Origin of the sequence: Burkholderia stagnalis (assembly GCF_039848545.1) — a bacterium.
Classification (GTDB): Bacteria; Pseudomonadota; Gammaproteobacteria; order Burkholderiales; family Burkholderiaceae; genus Burkholderia; species Burkholderia stagnalis.
The window spans coordinates 874697-898068 of sequence record NZ_CP156685.1; the positions used below are offsets into that span (position 1 = coordinate 874697).

Here is a 23372-nt window from a genome sequence, read left to right on the forward strand (position 1 = left end):
GGAGGGCGGCCGCGATGCCGCCCCCGCCACGAATGAGCGCAGCGACTTCGGCCCGCCTTCCCGGCGGGCTTTTTTTCTCCTGCGGCGGCGGACGGCAGCGGATAACCCTGCCCGCTATCAGGTCAATAGCCAGAAACTTCCTCCCAATCCTTGTGAATGCGGGAACAATCCCCAAATGGGCAAAGCAATTGCTCTACAATCTTCATTCTCCCGCTCGCGAGTGATTCATGGTTCCCCACCTCGTTACGGCGCTCAACGGTCCGCTGCTCGAACTCGAGCAGAAGATCCTCGACGCCACGCCTGCGATCGAACGCTGGTTCAGGCTCGAATGGCAGGAGCACACGCCGCCGTTCTACTGTTCGGTCGACCTGCGTAACGCCGGCTTCAAGCTGGCGCCCGTCGACGCCAACCTGTTCCCGGGTGGCTTCAACAACCTGCCGCCCGAAGTGCTGCCGCTTGCCGTGCAGGCGGCGATGGCCGCGATCGAGAAGATCTGCCCGGACGCGAAGAACCTGCTCGTGATTCCCGAGCTGCCGACCCGCAACGCGTACTACCTGGAAAACGTCGCGCGCCTCGCGACGATCATGCGCCAGGCCGGCCTGAACGTGCGCTTCGGCTCGCTCGACCCGAGCATCTCCGACATCACGCCGATCACGCTGGCCGACGGCCAGAAGATCGTGCTCGAGCCGCTCGAGCGCTCGCAGCGCCGCCTCGGCCTGAAGAATTTCGATCCGTGCTCGATCCTGCTGAACAACGACCTGTCGGCCGGCATCCCGGCCGTGCTGGAAAACCTGCACGAGCAGTACCTGCTGCCGCCGCTGCACGCGGGCTGGGCCGTGCGCCGCAAGTCGACGCATTTCTCGTGCTACGACGACGTCGCGAAGAAGTTCGCGAAGATGGTCGGCGTCGATCCGTGGATGGTGAATCCGTACTTCGCGCACGTCGAGGGCGTCGACTGGCAGGGGCATGAAGGCGAGCAGGCGCTCGCCGACGCGATCGACGGCGTGCTGAAGAAGATCGCGCGCAAGTACCGCGAATACGGAATCAGCGAGAAGCCGTACGTCGTCGTGAAGGCCGACGCCGGCACCGCGGGGCGCGGCGTGATGACCGTGCACGACGCGGCCGAGATCGGCCGGATGACGAAGGCGGAGCGCGCGCAGATGGCCGAGTCGAAGGCCGGGCTCGCGGTGCGCGACGTGATCGTGCAGGAAGGCGTGTACACGTTCGAGCGGATCGGCGACGAGGTCGCGGAGCCGGTCGTCTACATGATCGACCGCTACGTGGTCGGCGGCTTCTATCGCACGCACGGCGGCCGCGAACGCGACCAGAACCTGAACGCGCCGGGCATGCATTACGTGCCGCTCGGCTTCGAGCACACCGCGCTGCCGGATGCGGGCGCCAAGCCGGGCGCCGCGCCGCCGAACCGGTTCTACATGTACGGCGTCGTCGCGCGGCTGTCGCTGATCGCGTCGTCGATCGAGCTGGAAAAGACCGATCCGGAAGCCATCCAGGTGTAATGGCCGCCGCGCCGGCACCGCAACGACAGGACCCGCATGGACATTCTCTTTATCGCCGACCCGCTCGAGCGCTTCAAGATCTACAAGGATTCGACCTACGCGATGATGGCGGAAGCCGCGCGGCGCGGGCACGCGGTGTACGCGTGCGAGCCGCGCCATCTCGCGTGGACGGGTTCCGCCGTCGAGGCCGACGTGCAGCGCGTGACGCTGGTCGGCGATCCGGACGACCTGCATCGCGGGCCGTGGTACGAGGCGGGCGCGGTCGAGTCGCGCCGCGTCGCGTCGTTCGGCGCGGTGCTGATGCGCAAGGATCCGCCGTTCGACATGGAGTACGTGACGTCGACGTGGCTGCTCGAGCTGGCCGAGCGCGCGGGCGCGCGCGTGTTCAACCGGGCGCAGTCGATCCGCGATCACTCGGAGAAGCTCGCGATCGGCGAGTTTGCGCAGTTCGTTGCGCCGACGCTCGTCACCCGTGACGCGCAGCGCCTGCGCGCGTTCCACGCCGAGCACGGCGACGTGATCCTGAAGCCGCTCGACGGGATGGGCGGGATGGGCGTGTTCCGCGTGAAGCCGGACGGCATGAACCTGGGTTCGATCATCGAGATGCTGAGCCACGACGGCGCGCGCACGGTGATGGCGCAGAAGTTCATCCCCGAGATCAAGGCGGGCGACAAGCGCATCCTGCTGATCGGCGGCGAGCCGGTGCCGTATTCGCTTGCGCGGATCCCGCAGGGCAACGAGGTGCGCGGCAATCTCGCCGCGGGCGGGCTCGGCGTCGCGCAGCCGCTCACCGCGCGCGACCGCGAGATCGCCGAGACGGTCGCGCCGGTGCTCGCGGCGCGCGGCCTGCTGCTGGTCGGCCTCGACGCGATCGGCGACTGGCTGACCGAGGTGAACGTCACGAGCCCGACCTGCTTCCGCGAAATCATGGAGCAGACCGGCTTCGACGTCGCCGCGATGTTCATCGACGCGCTGGAGCGCGCGGCCGCGCAGGCCGCGTGATGCGCGCAACCCCGGCGGCGGCCGCGCAGGCCCCCCGCCGCCGGGAAGTGTCGACCGGCCTGCTACAATGCCCGCTCGCCCGGCGCCGCGTTTGGACGCGCCGATGGCCTGGCGGCCGGGCCGAACTTGTTGCAAGGTTGAAATGAAACGACCCCCACGCTCGCTGTGTTCGCTGCGCCCGGCTCGGGCGGCCAGCCATCCCGGGGCGGCCTTGCGGAGGCTGACATGGCAGGGATTCTGATCATTGCACACGCGCCGCTCGCCACCGCGCTGCGGGACTGCATCGCGCACATCTACGGCGGCGTGCCCGCGCGCATCGGCTGCATCGACGTGCACGCGGAAAACGATCCGGCCCAGGTGATGGCGTTCGCGCACGCCGAGCTCGCGCGGCTCAAGGAAGAGAACGGCGCGCTCGTGCTGACCGACATGTACGGCGCGACGCCCGCGAACATCGCCGGCCAGCTCGCGAAGGTCGCGAACGTGCGGGTGCTGGCGGGCGTCAACCTGCCGATGCTGGTGCGCGCGGTCTGCTACCGCACGATGCCGCTCGACAAGCTCGTCGACAAGGCGCTGTCCGGTGGCGCGAAGGGCGTCCACGAAGTCGCGGCGGGCACGCCGCCGCCGCCGTCCGAAGTCGGCTGCGGCCAGTGCGCGCCGATTCCGCCGGAGCCGTGCCCGCGCACCGAGCCGCATTGAGCGCACTGCGTTCCCCGTTTTAGACCCTTCGCCGGCGGGCGCCGCCGGCGGCCTCGACCGACCGAGAACCATGCTTCAACAAGAAACCACCATCGTCAATAAATTGGGGCTGCATGCGCGCGCATCGGCCAAGCTCACGCAACTGGCCGGCAATTTCCAGTCGGAAGTCTGGATGACGCGCAACGGGCGCAAGATCAACGCGAAAAGCATCATGGGCGTGATGATGCTTGCGGCAGGCATCGGCAGCACGGTCACGATCGAGACCGAAGGGCCGGACGAGACGGAGGCGATGGACGCGCTCCTGAAGCTGATCGCCGACAAGTTCGGCGAAGGGCAGTGACCCGCGACACGGAATCGTTGCCGTTTCCAGCGAAAATGCCGCGGATCCCGCGGCATTTTTTTCGCCCGCCGGATTGATGCGATCTGCGCAATGCTGCACTGCATGCAGTCAGCCGCGCGGTGTGGAATTTATAATCGCTATCCGGGGTCATAAGCGCATCGCAGCGGTGTGCCGCGGCTTTTCATGTACACAGGAGGTGCGCGTGTCCTTCACGCTGCATGGCATTCCCGTCTCACGTGGTATCGCAATCGGACGTGCGTATCTGATCGCGCCCGCGGCGCTCGACGTCGCGCATTACCTGATCGACGCGCATCAGATCGATGCCGAGGTCGAGCGCTTCCGCACGGCGCTCGAGGCGGTGCATCGCGAGCTCGAGGCGCTGCGCGCGGATCTCACCGACGACACCCCGAGCGAAGTGGGCGCGTTCATCGACGTGCACGCGATGATCCTGAGCGACGCGATGCTCGTGCAGGAGACCATCGACCTGATCCGCACGCGCCGCTACAACGTCGAGTGGGCGCTGACCGAGCAGCTCGACCTGCTCACGCGCCATTTCGACGACATCGAGGACGAATACCTGCGCGAGCGCAAGGCCGACATCGAGCAGGTGGTCGAGCGCGTGCTGAAGGCGCTCGCCGGTGCGCCGTCCGCCGCGCAGGCGCTCAACGGCGCCGCGAAGGGCACCGACGAGATGATCGTCGTCGCGCACGACATCGCGCCGGCCGACATGATGCAGTTCAAGACCCAGTCGTTCCAGGCGTTCGTCACCGATCTCGGCGGGCGCACCTCGCATACGGCGATCGTCGCGCGCAGCCTCGGCATTCCGGCGGCGGTCGGCGTGCAGCACGCGAGCGCGCTGATCCGCCAGGACGACCTGATCATCGTCGACGGCGACCAGGGCATCGTGATCGTCGATCCGGCGCCGATCGTCCTCGAGGAATATTCGTACCGGCAGTCCGAGAAGGCGCTGGAGCAACGCAAGCTGCAGCGCCTGAAGTTCTCGCCGACGCAAACGTTGTGCGGCACCAAGATCGACCTGTACGCGAACATCGAGCTGCCCGACGACGCGAAGGCGGCGGTCGAGGCGGGCGCGGTCGGCGTCGGGCTGTTCCGCTCCGAATTCCTGTTCATGCATCAGAAGGAGATGCCGGAGGAGGAAGAGCAGTTCGCCGCGTACAAGCGCGCGGTCGAGTGGATGAAGGGCATGCCGGTGACGATCCGCACGATCGACGTCGGCGCGGACAAGCCGCTCGAGGCGCTCGACGAAGGCTACGAAACCGCGCCGAACCCCGCGCTCGGGCTGCGCGCGATCCGCTGGAGCCTGTCCGAGCCGCAGATGTTCCTCACGCAGCTGCGCGCGATCCTGCGCGCATCCGCGTTCGGGCCGGTGAAGATCCTGATCCCGATGCTCGCGCACGCGCAGGAGATCGACCAGACCCTCGACCTGATCCGCGAGGCGAAGCACCAGCTCGACGACGCGGGGCTCGCCTACGATCCGAACGTGCGGGTCGGCGCGATGATCGAGATTCCGGCCGCGGCGATCGCGCTGCCGCTGTTCCTGAGGCGCGTCGATTTCCTGTCGATCGGCACCAACGACCTGATCCAGTACACGCTCGCGATCGACCGCGCGGACAACGCGGTCGCGCACCTGTACGATCCGCTGCATCCGGCGGTGCTGCACTTGATCGCATACACGCTGCGCGAGGCGAAGCGCGCGGGCGTGCCCGTGTCGGTGTGCGGGGAAATGGCGGGCGATCCGGCGCTCACGCGCCTGCTGCTCGGCATGGGGCTCACCGAGTTCTCGATGCATCCGAGCCAGCTGCTCGTCGTGAAGCAGGAGATCCTGCGTGCGCACCTGAAGGCGCTCGAGAAGCCGACCGCCGACGTGCTCGCGGCGTTCGAGCCCGAGGACGTGCAATCGGCGCTCAAGCGCCTGTCGGCCGCCGAGCCGCGTGCGGACGCCGCCGCGTAAGCAGGTTTTGAATCAGGCACACGCCCGTGCGGGCGTGTGCATCGCGCCCGTCAGTGCGGGCCGCCGCACACGGGGCAATCCGCCTGGCGCGCGATCTTCATCGTCGTCCATTCCATCCGCAGCGCATCGAGCATCATCAGCCGGCCGTTCAGCGTCGTGCCGATGCCGCCGATCACGCGCAGCGCCTCGGCCGCCTGCATGGCGCCGATGATGCCGACGATCGGCGCGAACACGCCCATCGTCGCGCACGCGACTTCCTCGAACGGCTGGTCTTCCGGAAACACGCACGCATAGCAGGGCGCGGCCGGGTCGCGGAAGTCGAAAGTGCTGATCTGGCCGTCGAAGCGCAGCGCCGCGCCGGACACGAGCGGCACGCGATGCGCGACGCACGCGCGGTTGATCGCGTGGCGGGTCGCGAAGTTGTCGGTGCAGTCGAGCACGACGCTCGCCCGCGGCACGTGCGCGTCGAGCCACGCGTCGTCGACGCGCTCGGCCACCGCGTGCACGGTCACCTCGGGGTTGAGCTGCGCGAGCGTGTCGCGCCCCGATTCCACCTTCCTGCGCCCGACCGAGGCCGTCGCGTGCAGGATCTGCCGCTGCAGGTTCGTGAGATCGACCGTGTCCGCGTCGACGAGCGTGATCGTGCCGACGCCCGACGCCGCGAGATACATCGCCGCGGGCGAGCCGAGGCCGCCCGCGCCGACCACGATCGCATGCGCGTCGAGGAAGCGCTGCTGCGCTTCGATGCCGATCTCGTCGACGAGGATGTGGCGGGAGTAGCGGAGAAGTTGATCGTCGTTCATGAGCTGGGAGCGGGCGTGATGCGGTGCGAAGCGGTATCCGCCTATTTTAGGCGCGCATGAAAAACGGGCCATCGCGGTCTTCCCGCGATGGCCCGTCGGATGCCGGCCGGCGCTTACTGCGTGGCCGACGCGGGCTTCGGTGCGGCTGCCTTCGATGCCGGCGCGGCCTTCGCGGCCGACTTGCCGGTCGCGCTCTTGGTGCTTTCGGCCAGCAGCGACTTCGACTCCTGAACCGGCTTGCCCTCGAGCTTCGCGAGCGCCTGCTTCATCATGAAGTCTTCCGCGCTGCCGAACTCGATCGGCTTGCGCTCGCGGTCCTTCTGGCGCTGTTCCGGCGTCTTCTTGTCGTTCTGCTCTTCGAGGACGCGCAGCTGGTCCATCCGGCGCTGCTCGCGCTCTTCCTGCTCCTTCTTCTCGTTCGGATCCTGCGTGTTCGCGAGGTGGTTCGTGTAGTCGACCTCGCGCGTCACGAGCACGTCGTCCGGATCGCCGTCCGCGTATTGATCGACCGGCACGTCCGGCGTGATGCCCTTGTTCTGGATCGAACGGCCGCTCGGCGTGTAGTAGTACGCGGTGGTCAGGCGCAGCGCGGTGTCGGCCGTCATCGGGCGGACCGTCTGCACCGAGCCCTTGCCGAACGTCGTCTTGCCCATGATCGTCGCGCGCTTCGCATCCTGCAGCGCGCCGGCGACGATTTCCGACGCGGACGCCGAATACGCATTCGTCAGCACGATGATCGGCACGGTCTTGAAGACCGGCGGCAGGCCCTTCAGCGGATCGCCGTCGAACGACGGCAGGCGGTAGTTGTCGTAGGTGTCGCGGTAGACCTGCTTCGAATCCGGGATCTGGCCGTTGGTCGACACGACGACGGAATCCGGCGGCAGGAACGCGCCCGCGACGCCGACCGCGCTCTGCAGCAGGCCGCCGCCGTTGTTGCGCAGATCGAGAATCAGGCCCTTCACGTTCGGCTGCTGGCGCGCGATGTCCTGCAGCCTTGCTGCGAGATCGGGCGTCGTGCGCTCCTGGAAGCTCGTGATGCGGATGTACGCGTAGCCCGGATCGAGCATCTTCAGCTTCACGCTCTGCACGCGGATCACCGCGCGCGTGACCGTGATCGGGAACGTGCGGTCGTCGCTCTTGCGGAAGATCGTCAGCGTGACCTTGGTGCCCGGCTCGCCGCGCATCTGCTTGACGGCCTTGTCGAGCGTCATGCCGCGCACCGGCTTGTCGTTGATGCGGGTGATCAGGTCGCCCGGACGGATGCCGGCGCGGAACGCGGGGGTGTCCTCGATCGGCGAGATCACCTTGACGAGGCCGTCTTCCTGCGAGATCTCGATGCCGAGACCGGCGAAGCGGCCCTTCGTCTGCTCCTGCAGCTCCTCGTAGTCGGTCTTGTCGAGGAACGACGAGTGCGGGTCGAGGCTCGACACCATGCCCTTGATCGCCGCCGTCAGCAGCTTCTTGTCGTCGACCGGCTCGACGTACTCGCGCTTGATCTGGCCGAACACTTCCGCGAACAGGCGGAGCTGGTCGAGGGGAAGCGGCGCCGTGACGGTCTGCTCGGCCGACGCCGAGACTTGCAGCGTGGCGAACACGCCCGTGGCAAGGCCCGCGGCAATCAGGCCGATGTTCTTCAATTTCATTCGCATAGTGAGTCTGGTGCGGTCGGGAAGCGCGTGGCGGTAGCGGGGATGGAGCGGACAAGTATAACTGTTCGTCCGACTTGCCAGTGGAACGGGCCGAAACGGGATGAAACCTTCCGCGAAACCGTTTCGACCGCGCGCGGGCAGGGAGGTTCGCGCGGGCCGGCCGCGCGCGGCGTGAAGCCGGCGCGGCCAGGGGGCGGGATCAGCCCGCCTTGCCCTGCTTCGCGACGGCGGCCTGCGCCTTCGCGATCGCGTCCTGGTCGCCCAGGTAGTAGCTCTGGATCGGCTTCAGGTTCTCGTCGAGTTCATAGACGAGCGGCACGCCGTTCGGGATGTTCAGGCCGACGATGTCGCTGTCCGAGATGCCGTCGAGGTACTTGATCAGCGCGCGCAGCGAGTTGCCGTGCGCGGCGATCAGCACCTGCTTGCCTGCCTTGATCGCCGGGGCGATCGACTCGTTCCACAGCGGCAGCACGCGCGCGACCGTGTCCTTCAGGCACTCGGTGAGCGGCAGCTGCTCGCGCGGCACCTTCGCGTAGCGCGGGTCGGCGTACGGCGCGCGCTCGTCGGTCGGCTCGAGCGCGGGCGGCGGCGTGTCGTAGCTGCGGCGCCAGACGAGCACCTGCTCGTCGCCGAACTTCGCGGCCGTTTCCGCCTTGTTCAGGCCCGACAGCGCGCCGTAGTGGCGTTCGTTGAGGCGCCACGAGTGTACGACCGGCAGGTACATCAGGTCCATGCGGTCCTGCACGTGCCACAGCGTGCGGATCGCGCGCTTGAGCACGGACGTATACGCGATGTCGAACGTGTAGCCGGCTTCCTTGAGCAGTTCGCCGGCCTGGTAGGCCTCGTTGCAGCCTTGTTCGGTCAGGTCGACGTCGACCCAGCCGGTGAAGCGGTTTTCCTTGTTCCACGTCGATTCGCCGTGGCGGATGAGAACGAGCTTGTACATAGATGCTTGCGGTCGGTAGTGAAGGAAGCGGTGCGCGCCGCGCGGCGCCCGAGGGCGGGCTCGCCATCGCGCAAGTCGGTTATTTTATAATGGCCGGATTGTCCTTTTCCGATTTCTCTTTTTCCGGCGGAATTCCGTGACGTTCTTTACCGATTACACGAACCTGGCCCTCATCGCGATCCTGCTGGTGTCCGGCGGCCTTCTCGCTTGGCCCGCGCTGCGCCGCGGCCGCGGCGGCCTGTCGGCCGCGGAGGCGACCCAGCTCATCAATCGCCGCAACGCGGTCGTGATCGACCTGCGGCCGGCCACCGAATTCGCTGCCGGCCACCTGCCGTCGGCGCGCCAGGTCGAGGCCGGCGAGATCGGCGCGAAGATCGCGCAGCTCGCGAAGAACAAGAGCACCCCGGTGCTGCTCGTGTGCCAGAACGGCCAGCAGTCGCAGAAGGCGGCGCGCGCGGTCGAGGCGGCGGGCTATGCCGAGGTGCACGTGCTCGAGGGCGGCGTCGCCGCGTGGCAGCAGGCCGGGATGCCGGTCGTCAAACAAGGAGTGGCGAAGTGAACAAAGTGGTCATGTACAGCACCCAGGTGTGCCCGTATTGCATCCAGGCCGAGCGGCTCCTGAAGCTGCGCGGCGTCGAGCAGATCGAGAAGGTGCTGATCGACAAGGATCCCGCGCGCCGCGAGGAAATGATGTCGCGCACGGGCCGCCGCACGGTGCCGCAGATCTACATCGGCGACACGCACGTCGGCGGCTACGACGATCTGTCGACGCTCGACCGTGCCGGCGGCCTCGTGCCGCTTCTGCAAGCTGCCTGATTAGGGCAGAATGGCCGCCGGTCGCGCGGCCAAGCGCGCAGGATCAACCGGGGCGGCCGGCATAGGCCGGCTGCCTCGTCACCACATTTAGGGAAACAACATGTCCGACGTCGAAAACCAACCGTTCTTCAACATCCAGCGCGTCTACCTGAAGGATATGTCGCTCGAGCAGCCGAATTCGCCGGCGATCTTCCTCGAGCAGGACATGCCGTCGGTTGAAGTCGAAGTCGACGTGAAGGCCGAGCGGCTCGCGGAAAGCGTGTTCGAAGTCGTCGTGTCGGGCACCGTGACCGCGAAGGTGAAGGACAAGGTCGCGTTCCTGATCGAGGCGAAGCAGGCCGGCATTTTCGACATTCGCAACATTCCCGACGAACAGCTCGACCCGCTCGTCGGCATCGCGTGCCCGACGATCCTGTTCCCGTACCTGCGCTCGAACATCGCCGACGCGATCACCCGTGCAGGCTTCCCGCCGATCCACCTCGCCGAGATCAACTTCCAGGCGCTGTACGAGCAGCGTCTCGCGCAGCTCCAGCAGCAACAGGCTGGTGCGGCCGGCGCGCCGAACGGCTCGACGCTGAACTGAGGGACGAGCAAGGACCGGTGCTGGGTATGAAAGTAGCCGTTCTCGGCGCCGGTGCCTGGGGCACCGCGCTCGCGGGCCATCTGGCCGCGCGGCACGACACGCTTCTGTGGGCGCGCGACGCCGCGCTCATCGCCGGGCTGCAGGCCCGGCACGAAAATTCCCGCTATCTCGACGGCATCGTGCTGCCCGACGCGCTGCGCTACGACGCGGATGTCGCCGCGGCGCTCGCGCACGGCGCCGCGGACGACGCGCTGTGCGTGATCGGCGCGCCCGTAGCCGGGCTGCGCGCGCTGTGCCGCGCGATGCGCGATGCAGGCTGCGTGCCCGCGCATGTGGTGTGGGTCTGCAAGGGCTTCGAGGCGGACACGCACCTGCTGCCGCACCAGGTGATCGCCGCCGAGCTGCCGGAGCAGCGCAGCAACGGCGTGCTGTCGGGCCCGAGCTTCGCGCGCGAGGTCGGCCAGGGGCTGCCGGTTGCGCTGACCGTCGCGAGCGCGTCGGCCGCCTGCCGCGAGCGCACGCTCGCCGCGTTCCATCACGGCGCGATGCGTATCTATACAGGCGACGACGTGGTCGGCGTCGAGGTCGGCGGCGCGGTGAAGAACGTGCTGGCGATCGCGACCGGCATCGCCGACGGCCTCGGCCTCGGCCTGAACGCGCGCGCCGCGCTGATCACGCGCGGCCTCGCGGAAATGTCGCGGCTCGGCGTCGCGCTCGGCGGCCGCGCGGAAACCTTCACCGGCCTCACGGGCCTCGGCGATTTGATCCTCACCGCGACCGGCGACCTGTCGCGCAACCGCACGGTCGGCCTGCAACTGGCGGCCGGCCGCTCGCTGAGCGATATCCTCGGCGCGCTCGGGCACGTCGCCGAAGGCGTGCGCTGCGCGCAGGCGGTGCTCGCGATCGCGCGCGCGCAGTCGCTCGAGATGCCGATCACCGAAGCCGTGTGCGGCGTGCTGTTCGACGGCGTCGCGCCGCGCGACGCGGTGAGCGGCCTGCTGCGGCGGGACGCGCGCGCGGAGTAGCGCGGCGGTCGCGTTGCCGCGCAAAGCGGATTACGCTTGAACCATCTCCGGCGTCCGAGGAGGTCGTCATGCTGCAGATCGGTTCCACCACGCTCGACGCGCAGGTCGTCGACATCACGACGCTCGCGGTCGACGCGATCGTCAACGCGGCGAACGGCTCGCTGCTCGGCGGGGGCGGCGTCGACGGCGCGATTCATCGCGTGGCCGGCCCGTGCCTCGTCGCCGAATGCCGCACGCTCGGCGGCTGCCAGACCGGCGACGCGAAACTCACGCGCGGCCACGGGCTGCCGGCGAAATACGTGATTCACGCGGTCGGCCCGGTATGGCACGGCGGCACGCAGAACGAGGCCGAGATGCTCGCGTCGTGCTACCGGCGCGCGATCGAGCTGGCCGAGGAGGTCGCGTGCACGTCGCTCGCGTTTCCCGCGATCAGCTGCGGGATCTACCGCTATCCGGCCGCGCAGGCGGTCGAGATCGCGGTCGATACGGTCGTCGAGATGCTGCCGCAGGCGCCGAATCTCGCACGCGTCGTGTTCGCGTGCTTTTCATCCGATATTTACGATCTGTATCGCGCGCGGCTCGCGCGCCGATAGCGCATTCGTGCCGGCCGTCAGGCGCCGCCTTCGAAGCCGGCCTGCCGCCACGCCTCGAACACGACCACCGCGACCGTGTTCGACAGGTTCAGGCTGCGGTTGCCGGGCCGCATCGGCAGGCGCACGCGCTGTTCGTTCGGAAAGCGCTCGAGGAGCGGCGCGGGCAGGCCGCGCGTCTCGGAGCCGAACACGAACCAGTCGCCCGGCTGGAACGCGTGATCGTGGAAGTGGCCCGAGCCGCGCGTCGTGAACGCGAACATTCGCGCGAGATCGGGCGCTTCGGCCGCGACGAACGCGTCCCAGTCCGGGTGCACGCGCATTTCCGCGTATTCGTGATAGTCGAGGCCCGCGCGGCGCATCTTCGCGTCGTCGAGCGGAAAGCCGAGCGGCTCGATCAGGTGCAGCCGCGCGCCGGTATTGGCGCACAGGCGGATCACGTTGCCGGTGTTCGGCGGAATTTCGGGGGCGACGAGGACGACGTTGAACATGATTCTTCGGTGATTGAACTTCGGGGCCGCGTGCGGGCGGCCGGTTTCTCTCTAATTAATCCCGCGCGGTGCGCAGCGCAACCAGATTCGTCACGCGCGCGGCGCCCGCCGCCTTGAGCGCGAGCGCCGCGGCGGACAGCGTCGCGCCCGACGTCATCACGTCGTCGACGAGCGCGACATGGCGGCCCGTCACGTTGCCGGCCACCGCGAAGGCCGACGCGACGTTGTCGCGCCGCGCGCGCCGGTCGAGCCGGGATTGCGGCGCGGTATCGGCGACGCGCGCGAGCAGCGCCGCATCGGCGCTCACGCCGAGCCGGCGGGCGAGCGGCCGCGCGATCGCCCACGCCTGGTTGTAGCCGCGCGAGGCGAGGCGGCCGCGCGCGAGCGGCACCGGCGCGATCACGTCGAAGCCGCTACTCGTGCCGCCTGCGTCACGCGCATCGGCGATCAGCCGCGCGAGGCGGCCCGCGAATTCGGCGCCGAGCGCGAGCCGCGCGTGGAATTTCAGCTGCCGCGCGAGGCCGTCGAGCGGCGCCCGGTAGTCGGCGAGCGCGAGTGTCGCATCGAACGGCGGCGGCGTCGCGCGGCATGCGTCGCACCGGTAGCCGGCCGCGCGGCGCGCCCACCCGGCGGCGAGCGGCACCGCGCAGACGGTGCAGCGCAGGCGCGCTTCATTCCAGTACGCGGCGTCGCAATCGGCGCAGATCACCGGATGTGACATATTGCCGCACAAGGCGCAGCGGTTCGGCAACGCGATCGCCGCGAGCCGCGCGACCAGTGCGCGGGCCTGCGACATAACGACGCGCATCGACGGGGAAAACGGCTGGCGATTCATCGAAAAAGCTCCCGGACCCCGTCTCAATGAAGGCTTCGGGGCGAGCGAGTATACTTCGGGCTCTTCGAGAGTTTGCCCGACATGTCCCCAGCTTCGACCTCATCCAGCCGTCCGGTCTATGACGCCAGGCGCCTGCGGCGGATCTTCGACCGCCGCGCAGCCGCGTTCGACGCGGTCGCGTTCCTGCCGCGCGAGATCGCCCACCGGATGTGCGAGCGTCTCGAATACATCAAGGTGAGCCCGGCGGCGGTGCTCGACGCGGGCTGCGGCGCGGGTGACGACCTGCCGGCGCTGCGCGCGCGCTTTCCCGAGGCGCCGGTGTTCGGCGTCGACCTGTCCGGCGCGATGCTCGCGCGGGCGGGGCAGCGCGAGGTCGAGCAGGCGAGCTGGCGCCGCTGGCTGCCCGCGTCGCTCGGCAAGGCGCTCGGCCAGCGCGGCCCGCGCGTCGCGCAGGCCGACTTCTCCGCGCTGCCGTTCGCGGCAGGCGCGTTCGACCTGATCTGGTCGAACCTCGCGCTGCACTGGCATTCGCGCCCCGACGCGGTGCTGCCCGAGTGGCAGCGGGTGCTGCGCGTGAACGGCCTGCTGATGTTCAGCACGCTCGGCCCCGACACGCTGCGCGAGCTGCGCGCGGCCTGCGCGGATGCCGAGGCGGCGCTCGGCCTCGCGCCCGCCGCCGCCCGCGTGATCGATTTCGTCGACATGCACGACCTCGGTGACATGCTCGTCGAGAGCGGCTTCGAGATCCCCGTGATGGATCAGGAAGTGCTGACCGTCACCTACAAATCCCCCGATTCCCTGCTGGCCGACGTGCGCCGCTGGGGCACCTATCCGTTCGAGCGCGTGGCGCCGCGGGGCGTGTCGCGGCGCTTCCGGCAGGCGCTCGGCGACGCGCTCGACGCGCGCCGGCGCGAGGACGGCACGATCCCGCTCACCTTCGAGGTGATCTACGGGCATGCGTGGAAGGCCGTGCCGCGCACGACCGCGGAAGGGCATGGCATCGTGCGTCTCGAGGACATCGGGAAGGGGCGTCCGAAGAATCGCTGAAGCGGTAAAGAGGGGTTTTGTTATGTCTGAAATTAGCGGCGCAAAGCGGGGTCGAAAAGGCCCCTGAAATGGCCGGAAAGCTTGTCGCGCTTGGCTCGCGGGGCGATAGTCGTTTGCTTGTGGATGCCATTGAACCCGCCTATAATGCGTCAGCTTGTCGCCCCGGGGTCCCCGCAATACGGGGTGGCGAGTCCGATGCAGGCATGCATCGCATGCCATTCGCGTGAGGCGGCGATGGAAGCAGCGAATGTTTCGGCGGAAGCGGCGAATGCGGAGCCGGTCCTCGAGGACTGGCTCATGAAGCGCAACTGTTCCGTGTCGCCGCGCCAGTTCGTGCTGTTTTACGCGTCGCTCGCGGGCTTCTCGCTGGCGATCGCGGCAATGCTGATGTGGCAGGGGGCATGGCTCGTCATGCCGTTCACCGGAATCGAGCTGCTGGCGGTAGGGTTCGCGTTTGCGGTCTATGCGCGCCATGCGGTCGATTACGAGCGCATCAGGCTGTTTCCGCACCGGCTCGTGATCGAGCGGATGGATGCGGAGCGGTTCACGCAGATCGAATTCAACCCGCGCTGGGTGCGGGTCGAGACGGGCGCGACGCCACGCGATCCGATTCGGCTGGTATCGCGTGGGCAGACCGTTGTGATCGGGCAGCATCTCGCGCAGCACAAGCGCGCGCAGTTCGCCGACGAACTGCGCGTGTCGCTCCGGCGCTGCGGCTGAGCGGAGCGGCCGGCGCGGCGCAGGCGGCTTGCGACGGGGGAGGGTTTGAATGGAAATTTTGGGTAAGGATGCTATGAAAACAATCAAGCGAGCCCTCGCGGGCGTGCTGGCATGCAGCGGACTGCTCTTTGCCGGTGCCGCTCTGGCGGTCGGTGATAGCCCGGGCGGCCCCCGTGTCAACGAGATCAACTTTCAGCCGCCTGTCACGAAGATCGCCGAGGAGCTCTACGATCTCCACACGATGATGCTGATCCTCTGTACGGTGATCTTCATCGGCGTGTTCGGCGTGATGTTCTATTCGATCTTCGCGCACCGCAAATCCAAAGGCTTCAAGGCCGCCAATTTCCATGAGAGCACGACCGTCGAAATCATCTGGACGATCGTGCCGTTCATCATCGTCGTGCTGATGGCGCTGCCGGCGACGAAGGCCGTCGTCGCGATGAAGGACACGACGAACGCCGATCTCACGGTCAAGGTCACCGGCTACCAGTGGAAGTGGGGCTACGACTACGTGAAGGGCCCGGGCGAGGGCATCAGCTTCCTGTCGACGCTGACCACCCCGCGCGACGAAGTGATGGGCAAGAAGGCCATCACCGACACCTATCTGCAGGAAGTCGACAACCCGCTCGTCGTGCCGGTCAACAAGAAAGTCCGGATCATCACGACCGCGAACGACGTCGTCCACTCGTGGTACGTGCCCGCGTTCGGCGTGAAGCAGGATGCGATCCCGGGCTTCGTGCGCGACACGTGGTTCAAGGCCGAGAAGGTCGGCACCTTCCGCGGGTTCTGTACCGAGCTGTGCGGCAAGGAGCACGCGTACATGCCGGTCGTCGTCGAAGTGCTGTCGGACGAGGACTACGCGAAGTGGGTCACCGCGCAGAAGGCCAAGACGGCCGGCGCCACGGTCGATCCGCACCGCATCTACACGGTGGCCGAACTCGTCACGCACGGCGAGGAAGTCTACAAGGCGAACTGCGCGGTCTGCCACCAGGTGAACGGCAAGGGCCTCGGCGCGTTCCCGGCGATGGACGGCAGCCCGATCGTGAACGGCCCGATCTCGGCGCACCTCGATCGCGTGCTGCACGGCAAGGGCGCGATGCCGTCGTGGGCGTCGCTGTCGGACCTCGATATCGCATCGGTCGTCACCTACGAGCGCAACTCGTGGGGCAACCACAAGAACGACCTGCTGCAACCGAAGCAGGTGGCGGACGCGCGTAACGGCAAGATGCCGGAAGACACCGCGGGCGCCGCACCGGCCGAGGCGGCTTCGGCATCGGCGCCGGCGCCGGCCGCGTCGGGCGCAGCCCAGGCATCGGCCGCGCTGTCGACGATCTACTTCGAAACGGGCAAGAGCACGCTGCCGGCCGACGCACAGTCGGCGATCGCGGCAGCGGCCGACTATGCGAAGGCGCATCCGGACGCGAAGCTTGCGCTGTCGGGCTTCACCGACAAGTCGGGCTCCGCCGACGCAAACGCCGATCTCGCCAAGCACCGTGCACAAGCCGTGCGCGACGCGCTGAAGGCGGCGGGCGTGGCGGAAGACCACATCATTCTGAAAAAGCCGGAAACGATCACGGGCGGGGCTGACGCGAAGGAAGCCCGGCGTGTCGAGATCGGCCCGGCGGCCTGACGTGTCGCTGTGTTTGTCGACGTATTCGCATTAGGAGATTCTCATGTCTAGCATCGGGCACGACGTAGCCGCGGGCCACGCGCACGACGATCACGCGCACGAAACCCCGCAAGGCTGGCGGCGCTGGCTGTTCGCCACCAACCACAAGGACATCGGTACGCTGTACCTGCTGTTCTCGTTCATCATGTTCCTGTCGGGCGGCGTGATGGCGCTCGCGATCCGCGCCGAGCTGTTCACGCCCGGCCTGCAGATCATGCGTCCGGAGTTCTTCAACGAACTCACGACGATGCACGGCCTGATCATGGTGTTCGGCGCGATCATGCCGGCGTTCGTCGGCTTCGCGAACTGGATGATTCCGCTGCAGATCGGCGCGTCCGACATGGCGTTCGCGCGGATGAACAACTTCAGCTTCTGGCTGCTGCCGGTCGCGGCCGTGCTGCTGGTCGGCTCGTTCTTCGCGCCGGGCGGCGCGACGGCCGCCGGCTGGACGCTGTATGCGCCGCTGTCGACGCAGATGGGCCCGGGCATGGACTTCGCGATCTTCGCGGTGCACATCATGGGCGCGTCGTCGATCATGGGCGGCATCAACATCGTCGTGACGATCCTGAACATGCGCGCGCCGGGCATGACGCTGATGAAGATGCCGATGTTCGCGTGGACGTGGCTGATCACCGCGTACCTGCTGATCGCCGTGATGCCGGTTCTGGCAGGCGCGATCACGATGGTGCTGTTCGACCGCCACTTCGGCACGTCGTTCTTCAACGCGGCAGGCGGCGGCGACCCGGTGATGTACCAGCACATCTTCTGGTTCTTCGGCCACCCCGAGGTGTACATCATGATTCTGCCGGCGTTCGGGATCGTGTCGCAGGTGATTCCGGCGTTCGCGCGCAAGACGCTGTTCGGCTACAGCTCGATGGTGTATGCGACGGCTTCGATCGCGATCCTGTCGTTCATGGTCTGGGCGCACCACATGTTCGCGACGGGCATGCCGGTCACCGGCCAGCTGTTCTTCATGTACGCGACGATGCTGATCGCGGTGCCGACGGGCGTGAAGGTGTTCAACTGGCTCGCGACGATGTGGCGCGGCTCGATGACGTTCGAAACCCCGATGCTGTTCGCGATCGGCTTCCTGTTCGTGTTCACGTTCGGCGGCCTGACGGGCCTGATGCTCGCGATGGCGCCGCTCGACATCCAGTACCACGGCACCTACTTCGTGGTGGCGCACTTCCACTACGTGCTGGTGGCCGGCTCGCTGTTCGCGCTGTTCTCGGGCTGGTACTACTGGGCGCCGAAGTGGACGGGCTGGATGTACAACGAGACGCGCGGCAAGATCCACTTCTGGGCGTCGATGATCTTCTTCAACCTGACGTTCTTCCCGATGCACTTCGTCGGTCTCGCGGGCATGCCGCGCCGCTATGCGGACTACCCGGCGCAGTTCACGGACTTCAACCAGGTCGCGACGATCGGCGCGTTCGGTTTCGGTCTCGCGCAGGTGTACTTCCTGTTCGCGGTCGTGCTGCCGGCATACCGTGGCGGCGGCGAGCTGGAGAAGGCGGCCGACAAGCCGTGGGATGGCGCGACGGGCCTCGAGTGGACGGTGCCGAGCCCGGCGCCCTTCCATACGTTCGAGCAACCGCCGCACGTCGAGTAAGTTTCACCGGATGTTCCGCCTTCGCCTGCCCTCGCAGGCAGGCGAGGCGGAGCGTTCTACAGCACGATTCAGATGAACCGGAATCCACAACAAAGACGCACGCCCGAGCAGATCCGCGCGGGCAACAAGCGGCTCGGCCTGACCCTGCTCGTGATCGCCGCCGTCTTTTTTGTGGGTGTCGTGATCAAGCAGTGGTGGCTGTCCACTCACTGACGCCGTAGCGAGGAAGTCGTCGTATGTCGAAGCAGGAGTCCGGAGCCGTCGATCGCGCGTTCAACCGCTCGATGCTGGTGAAGCTCATCGTCGTGGCCGGACTGATGTTCGGCTTCGGTTTCGCGCTCGTGCCGATGTACCGTGCGATCTGCCAGATCACCGGCATCAACAACCTGCTGCAGCGCGACGTGAGCGAGCGCGAGGCGAAGAACACGCAGATCGACACGAGCCGCACCGTGTCGGTCGAGTTCGATGCGAACGCGCGCGGCCCGCTGGGTTTCAAGCCGGAGCACAACAGCCTCGACGTGCACCCGGGCGAGCTGACGACGATCGTGTACGACGTGACGAACGGCCAGAGCCGTCCGGTCGTCGCACAGGCGATCCCGAGCTACGCGCCGAAGCAGGCGACGGAGTTTTTCAAGAAGATCGAGTGCTTTTGCTTCACGCAACAGACGCTGGCCGCGAACGAGTCGCGCAAGATGCCGGTGGTGTTCGTGATCGATCCGAAGCTGCCGAAGGACGTGAAGACGATCACGCTGTCGTACACGTTCTTCGAGCTGAATACGCCGGCGCAGGCAGCGGCCGGCACGGCGACGCAGTCCGGCCCGACGAAGCCGGGCGCATGATGACGGAGGCGGGGCGATGACGGAGGTCAAGCGGAGCGGCTCGTTCGGCCAGGCGCTGAAGGCGGTGTTGTGGTCGTTCTTCGGCGTGCGCAAGCGGCGCGACCTGGAGGCGGACGCGACGCAGCTGAATCCGCTGCACGTGCTGATCGTGGCGCTGATCGCGGCCGGCGTATTCATCGGCGTGCTGATCCTGATCGTGCGCGCCGTCGTGGGCTGAGGCCTGCGGCAAGCAAGGAATGTGATGCGGAACGCCCAGGCGTTTCGTGAAGGAAAGAGCGGTGGCCGTCGCGCCGCAAGAGAAATAAAGCCGGAGCCGTTTCCGGTACACAAATTGGACTGAAGTGGAGAATCAAGCATGAGCGGTCAAAACCAGACCCCGTACTATTTCGTGCCGCATCCGTCGCAGCATCCGATCAGCGCGGCCTGCGGCCTGCTGGTCATGCTCGGATCGTTCGCACTGTGGCTCAACGGTCACGACTGGGCGCCGTATACCGCGCTGCTCGGCCTGCTGTGGTTCCTCTTCACGCTGTATCACTGGTTCGGCGATTCGATCGCCGAGTCGGAAGGCGGCATGTACGGCAAGAACGTCGACGTGTCGTACCGCTGGAGCATGAGCTGGTTCATCTTCTCCGAAGTGATGTTCTTCGGCGCATTCTTCGGCGCGCTGTTCTATGCGCGTGAAATCGCGCTGCACCAGCTCGGCAGCCTCGACTACAAGCTGATCTGGCCGGATTTCTCCGCCGTGTGGCCGAACGAAGGCCCGGCCCTGCTCGCCGGCCACTTCAAGACGATGGGCCCGTGGCCGATCCCGACGCTGAACACCGCGCTGCTGCTGTCGTCGGGCGCGACGCTGACGGTGTCGCACCACGCGCTGCGCGACAATCACCGCAACAAGGCGATCGCCTGGCTGGCCGCGACGCTCGTGCTCGGCGTCTGCTTCCTGTTCACGCAGGGCTTCGAATACTTCCACGCATACAACGAACTGAACCTGACGCTCGGCTCGGGCATCTATGGTTCGACGTTCTTCCTGCTGACGGGCTTCCACGGCTTCCACGTGTTCCTCGGCGGCACGATGCTCGCGGTGGTGCTGGTGCGGATGATCCGCGGCCACTTCAAGCCGGAACACCACTTCGCATTCGAAGGCGCCGCGTGGTACTGGCACTTCGTCGACGTCGTCTGGCTCGGCCTGTACGTCGTCGTCTACTGGCTGTAAATGAAACACGGCCCGCGCAGCGATGCGCGGGCCGTTTGATTTGATGGATGCCGGGCGGCGCGAACGCATCGTCCGGGAACCCAGGCGCCGCCGCGACTCAGTCAGGCGGCGCTTTTGCTTGGTGGCGCGGCCGTGCGGCGAAATGTCACATCGGTCGCATCGGTCACATCGGCGAAAGCGTCAGCGCCCGATCGGAATGCCGGTCGAGTGGATCCAGCCCATCCAGTTCGCGAACAGGATGAACACGAACAGCGAGATAGACAGCCCGACGCGGGTGGCAAGCGACCAGGCCATGCGCTTCGTGTTGCCGCGGTCGTGCATCATGAAATACAGCGCCGAAGCCAGGCTGGCGATGATCAGGACGAAGGCGATGGGAACGAGGATGTGCATGACGCTTACCGGACGACGGCAATTCGAAAGGAAGGGGATAATTATCGCACTTCGCTTGCGCGAGCGTGCCTGGGGGGCGGCCCGATGAAGATCCGCTGGCTGCCCGCGCTGTTGATTCTCGCGGTCGTCGCGGTGACGATCCGCCTCGGCTTCTGGCAGCGTGACCGCGCGCACCAGAAGGAGGCGCTGGAGGCGAGCATCGTGCGCTACGAGCACGCGGCGCCCGTGACGGTCGGCGCGCAGCCGATCCCGCTCGCGTCGATCGAGTTCCACCGGGTGCGTGCGACGGGGCGGTTCATGCCCGAGCTCGCGGTGTTTCTCGACAATCGGCCGTATAACGACCAGCCGGGTTTTTACGTCGTGATGCCGTTTAAACTCACGGGCGGCGGCTACGTGCTCGTCAACCGCGGCTGGCTGCCGCGCAACATTGCCGATCGCACGGCGATCGAGCCGTTCGCGACGCCCGCGGGCGACGTCGAGATCGAGGGCATCGCGCGCGCCGACGCGACGCGCGCGTTCGAGCTCGGCGAAGGCGGCTCGGCGGCGCACCAGAAGATTCGCCAGAACCTGGACGTCGCCGCGTTCGCGAAGGAAACCGGCCTGCCGCTGCAGCCGTTCGTGATCCAGCAGACGAGCGACGGCGGCGACAAGCTGGTGCGCGACTGGCCGGCGCCGACGACCGGCGTCGAGCGCAATTACGGTTACATGTTTCAGTGGTGGGGCATGGCGGCGGCCGCGCTCGGTTTCGGCTTGTACGCGGCGCGGCGCGCGGCGAGGAAGTCGTCCGGCGCATGAGCGGCGCGATGTCCGTACGCGGCGACGCCGCGGGTTTGTTTCGAGAGGTCTGATTTGTCCATGCAATCTTCCCGTCAGGGCCCGGCCGCTGAGCCGATCTCGCCGGCGGCCCGCAAGCGCGGCCGCTGGATGCTCGTGCTGCTCGGGCTCGTCTGCGCGGCGCCGATGATCGCGTCGTACTTCACCTATTACGTGATCAAGCCGAAGGGCGGTTCGACCAACTACGGCACGCTGGTCGAGCCGCAGCGGCCGATCCCGGCGGACCTGATGGTCACCGACGAAACCGGCAAGACGATGCCGCTCGCGTCGCTGCGCGGCGTGTGGCTGTTCGTGATGACCGACCGCAGCGCGTGCGACGACGCGTGCGCGAAGAAGCTGTACTTCATGCGCCAGGTGCGCGTGACGCAGGCCGGCGAGCGCCACCGGCTCATGATGGTGTGGCTGCGCAGCGATGCGGGCCAGGTTCCGGAGAAGGTGCGCGCCGCGTATCCGGACACGCGCGAGCTGGTCGCCGATCCGGCGGCGGTGGCCGCGTGGCTGCCGGCCGACGCGGGCACGCAGGCGTCCGACCACCTCTACCTGGTCGATCCGAACGGCAACCTGATGATGCGTTTCCCGAAGGATCCGAACCCCAGCAAGATCAAGGCGGACGTCACGAAGCTGCTGAAGTGGTCGAGCATCGGCTAAGGCGAGACAACGAGGCAATCCGATGTCGTATCTACTGCAACTCGGCCTGATCGGCTTCTGTATCGCGCTGCTGCCGCTGTCGTACGTGTGGGTGAAGGCCGACGACGACAAGTTCCGCAAGCTGGTGTGGATCACCACGTTCCTGACCCTCGATCTCGTGATGTTCGGCGGTTTCACGCGGCTGACCGATTCGGGCCTCGGCTGCCCCGACTGGCCCGGCTGCTACGGCACGTCGTCGCCGTTCATCGCGCACGCGGCCATCACCGCCGCGCATCAGGCGATGCCGACGGGCCCCGTCAGCATGACGAAGGCGTGGATCGAGATGATCCACCGCTATTTCGCGATGGCGATCGGCGTGCTGATCATCGCGCAGACGGTGATCGCGTGGGCCGCATGGCTGCGCCGCCGGCCGCTGCATGTGTCGCCGTGGTGGCCGACCAGCCTGCTGCTGCTGATTCTCGTGCAGGGCGCGTTCGGCGCGTGGACGGTGACGATGAAGCTGCAGCCGGTGATCGTCACGATCCACCTGCTGCTCGGCCTGATGCTGCTCGGCACGCTCGGCTGGCTCGCGGCGCGGCAGACGCCGCTGCCGTCGCATGATCCCGAGGCCGGGCGCTATCGCGCGGCGGCGCTCGCGGCGCTCGTGCTGCTCGTCGTGCAGATCGCGCTCGGCGGCTGGGTGAGCACCAACTACGCGGTGCTCGCATGCACCGACTTCCCGACCTGCAACGGCCAGTGGATTCCGCCGATGGATTTCGAGCACGGCTTCCATCTGTGGCGCGCGCTCGGCCTGAACCGGGACGGCGAGGCGATCACGCAGGATGCGCTCGTCGCGATCCACTGGACGCACCGCACGTTTGCGTTCGTCGTCGTCGCCTACCTGGTCGCGTTCGCGCTGAAGATGCGCCGCTTCGAATCGCTGCGGCGGCCCGCGAACGGCGTGCTGCTGGTGGTCGTGCTGCAGTTCGTGACGGGTTTGACGAATATCGTATTGCAGTGGCCTTTGCCGGTCGCCGTGGCCCATAACGGGGGCGCTGCGGTCCTGCTGCTGCTCGTCGTCATGTTAAACTTTCGCATCCTTTCAAGCCGCCCCGGCCGTGTCGCGCTGCCTGCGCGCGATACCGCCGCGGCGTGA

General features: G+C 67.3%; 27 protein-coding genes. 21 read left to right on the plus strand and 6 right to left on the minus strand.

What is annotated here, in order from left to right; all coding sequences use genetic code 11:
• The first annotated feature begins 227 nt into the window (after positions 1-227).
• The 5 genes from gshA (at position 228) to ptsP (ending at position 5527) form a co-directional block, all read left to right on the plus strand.
• Entirely contained in the window at positions 228-1517 is a 1290-nt protein-coding gene (gshA, locus tag ABFO07_RS04145; protein WP_059566493.1) for a glutamate--cysteine ligase, read from the plus strand.
• 36 nt (positions 1518-1553) lie between these two features.
• Positions 1554-2519: a glutathione synthase gene (gshB, locus tag ABFO07_RS04150; RefSeq protein ID WP_059885276.1), complete on the plus strand. Its 966-nt coding sequence runs from the start codon at positions 1554-1556 to the stop codon at positions 2517-2519.
• 225 nt (positions 2520-2744) lie between these two features.
• Complete coding sequence (locus ABFO07_RS04155) at positions 2745-3215, plus strand: PTS sugar transporter subunit IIA (RefSeq protein WP_059566495.1); 471 nt, start codon at positions 2745-2747, stop codon at positions 3213-3215.
• A gap of 70 nt (positions 3216-3285) precedes the next feature.
• The gene (locus tag ABFO07_RS04160) at positions 3286-3555 is read left to right on the plus strand and encodes an HPr family phosphocarrier protein (protein ID WP_059566496.1); all 270 of its coding nucleotides are present in this window, start codon (positions 3286-3288) and stop codon (positions 3553-3555) included.
• Between the two features lie 202 nt (positions 3556-3757).
• Positions 3758-5527, plus strand: a complete 1770-nt coding sequence (gene ptsP, locus ABFO07_RS04165) for a phosphoenolpyruvate--protein phosphotransferase (protein WP_059803462.1) — start codon at positions 3758-3760, stop codon at positions 5525-5527.
• A 50-nt stretch (positions 5528-5577) separates the two neighbouring features.
• Here the strand turns inward: ptsP and ABFO07_RS04170 are convergent, their stop codons facing one another.
• The 3 genes from ABFO07_RS04170 to gpmA all read right to left on the minus strand — a co-directional run bounded on the left by ABFO07_RS04170 (position 5578) and on the right by gpmA (position 8925).
• Positions 5578-6330, minus strand: a complete 753-nt coding sequence (locus ABFO07_RS04170) for a HesA/MoeB/ThiF family protein (RefSeq protein ID WP_059566497.1) — start codon at positions 6328-6330, stop codon at positions 5578-5580.
• A 113-nt stretch (positions 6331-6443) separates the two neighbouring features.
• Positions 6444-7979, minus strand: coding sequence for a S41 family peptidase (locus ABFO07_RS04175; protein ID WP_059566498.1), 1536 nt, complete (start codon positions 7977-7979; stop codon positions 6444-6446).
• Positions 7980-8178: 199 nt separating this feature from the next.
• Positions 8179-8925: a 2,3-diphosphoglycerate-dependent phosphoglycerate mutase gene (gene gpmA, locus ABFO07_RS04180; protein WP_059566499.1), complete on the minus strand. Its 747-nt coding sequence runs from the start codon at positions 8923-8925 to the stop codon at positions 8179-8181.
• Between the two features lie 136 nt (positions 8926-9061).
• Here gpmA and ABFO07_RS04185 point away from each other — a divergent pair, with 136 nt between their 5' ends.
• The 5 genes from ABFO07_RS04185 (at position 9062) to ABFO07_RS04205 (ending at position 11942) form a co-directional block, all read left to right on the plus strand.
• On the plus strand, positions 9062-9484 hold the full coding sequence (locus ABFO07_RS04185) for a rhodanese-like domain-containing protein (RefSeq protein ID WP_059566500.1): 423 nt from the start codon (positions 9062-9064) through the stop codon (positions 9482-9484).
• Positions 9481-9741: a glutaredoxin 3 gene (gene grxC, locus ABFO07_RS04190; protein ID WP_010090591.1), complete on the plus strand. Its 261-nt coding sequence runs from the start codon at positions 9481-9483 to the stop codon at positions 9739-9741. Before ABFO07_RS04185 ends, grxC begins: the two co-directional genes overlap by 4 nt.
• 100 nt (positions 9742-9841) lie before the next feature.
• On the plus strand, positions 9842-10324 hold the full coding sequence (secB, locus tag ABFO07_RS04195; protein ID WP_017334323.1) for a protein-export chaperone SecB: 483 nt from the start codon (positions 9842-9844) through the stop codon (positions 10322-10324).
• A 26-nt stretch (positions 10325-10350) separates the two neighbouring features.
• On the plus strand, positions 10351-11349 hold the full coding sequence (locus tag ABFO07_RS04200; RefSeq protein ID WP_060352110.1) for an NAD(P)H-dependent glycerol-3-phosphate dehydrogenase: 999 nt from the start codon (positions 10351-10353) through the stop codon (positions 11347-11349).
• Positions 11350-11417: 68 nt separating this feature from the next.
• Positions 11418-11942 carry an O-acetyl-ADP-ribose deacetylase gene (locus ABFO07_RS04205; protein ID WP_060352109.1) on the plus strand — a complete coding sequence of 175 codons (525 nt, stop codon included), beginning with the start codon at positions 11418-11420 and terminating at the stop codon, positions 11940-11942.
• A 17-nt stretch (positions 11943-11959) separates the two neighbouring features.
• Here the strand turns inward: ABFO07_RS04205 and trmL are convergent, their stop codons facing one another.
• Together trmL and ABFO07_RS04215 are read right to left on the minus strand one after the other, a co-directional pair.
• A complete protein-coding gene (trmL, locus tag ABFO07_RS04210) occupies positions 11960-12430 on the minus strand; it encodes a tRNA (uridine(34)/cytosine(34)/5-carboxymethylaminomethyluridine(34)-2'-O)-methyltransferase TrmL (RefSeq protein ID WP_347468404.1) in 471 nt (156 codons plus the stop codon).
• A gap of 55 nt (positions 12431-12485) precedes the next feature.
• A complete protein-coding gene (locus tag ABFO07_RS04215; protein ID WP_060149055.1) occupies positions 12486-13265 on the minus strand; it encodes a ComF family protein in 780 nt (259 codons plus the stop codon).
• A gap of 81 nt (positions 13266-13346) precedes the next feature.
• Between ABFO07_RS04215 and ABFO07_RS04220 the strand changes: the two genes are divergently transcribed.
• The 8 genes from ABFO07_RS04220 to ABFO07_RS04255 all read left to right on the plus strand — a co-directional run bounded on the left by ABFO07_RS04220 (position 13347) and on the right by ABFO07_RS04255 (position 20365).
• Positions 13347-14312: a methyltransferase domain-containing protein gene (locus ABFO07_RS04220; protein WP_059566505.1), complete on the plus strand. Its 966-nt coding sequence runs from the start codon at positions 13347-13349 to the stop codon at positions 14310-14312.
• Positions 14313-14507: 195 nt separating this feature from the next.
• Positions 14508-15032: a DUF2244 domain-containing protein gene (locus tag ABFO07_RS04225; protein ID WP_059566506.1), complete on the plus strand. Its 525-nt coding sequence runs from the start codon at positions 14508-14510 to the stop codon at positions 15030-15032.
• Between the two features lie 49 nt (positions 15033-15081).
• The gene (coxB, locus tag ABFO07_RS04230; protein WP_124490842.1) at positions 15082-16662 is read left to right on the plus strand and encodes a cytochrome c oxidase subunit II; all 1581 of its coding nucleotides are present in this window, start codon (positions 15082-15084) and stop codon (positions 16660-16662) included.
• Between the two features lie 43 nt (positions 16663-16705).
• Positions 16706-18313, plus strand: a complete 1608-nt coding sequence (gene ctaD / locus ABFO07_RS04235) for a cytochrome c oxidase subunit I (protein ID WP_017334315.1) — start codon at positions 16706-16708, stop codon at positions 18311-18313.
• Positions 18314-18385: 72 nt separating this feature from the next.
• Positions 18386-18526 (plus strand): cytochrome oxidase small assembly protein, encoded by a 141-nt coding sequence (locus ABFO07_RS04240; protein WP_017334314.1) that lies wholly within the window; start codon positions 18386-18388, stop codon positions 18524-18526.
• 23 nt (positions 18527-18549) lie between these two features.
• Entirely contained in the window at positions 18550-19152 is a 603-nt protein-coding gene (locus ABFO07_RS04245) for a cytochrome c oxidase assembly protein (protein ID WP_059566508.1), read from the plus strand.
• Between the two features lie 16 nt (positions 19153-19168).
• Positions 19169-19369 (plus strand): DUF2970 domain-containing protein, encoded by a 201-nt coding sequence (locus ABFO07_RS04250; RefSeq protein WP_010090605.1) that lies wholly within the window; start codon positions 19169-19171, stop codon positions 19367-19369.
• 138 nt (positions 19370-19507) lie between these two features.
• Entirely contained in the window at positions 19508-20365 is an 858-nt protein-coding gene (locus ABFO07_RS04255) for a cytochrome c oxidase subunit 3 (RefSeq protein ID WP_059566510.1), read from the plus strand.
• A gap of 180 nt (positions 20366-20545) precedes the next feature.
• Here the strand turns inward: ABFO07_RS04255 and ABFO07_RS04260 are convergent, their stop codons facing one another.
• Entirely contained in the window at positions 20546-20755 is a 210-nt protein-coding gene (locus ABFO07_RS04260) for a twin transmembrane helix small protein (protein ID WP_017334311.1), read from the minus strand.
• A gap of 84 nt (positions 20756-20839) precedes the next feature.
• Between ABFO07_RS04260 and ABFO07_RS04265 the strand changes: the two genes are divergently transcribed.
• Genes ABFO07_RS04265 through ABFO07_RS04275 form a run of 3 tightly spaced genes read left to right on the plus strand, consistent with a single transcriptional unit; the run spans position 20840 to position 23372 of the window.
• A complete protein-coding gene (locus ABFO07_RS04265; RefSeq protein WP_059911350.1) occupies positions 20840-21550 on the plus strand; it encodes an SURF1 family protein in 711 nt (236 codons plus the stop codon).
• A gap of 60 nt (positions 21551-21610) precedes the next feature.
• Positions 21611-22237: an SCO family protein gene (locus tag ABFO07_RS04270; RefSeq protein WP_124490841.1), complete on the plus strand. Its 627-nt coding sequence runs from the start codon at positions 21611-21613 to the stop codon at positions 22235-22237.
• 22 nt (positions 22238-22259) lie between these two features.
• Positions 22260-23372, plus strand: a complete 1113-nt coding sequence (locus tag ABFO07_RS04275) for a COX15/CtaA family protein (RefSeq protein WP_059911353.1) — start codon at positions 22260-22262, stop codon at positions 23370-23372.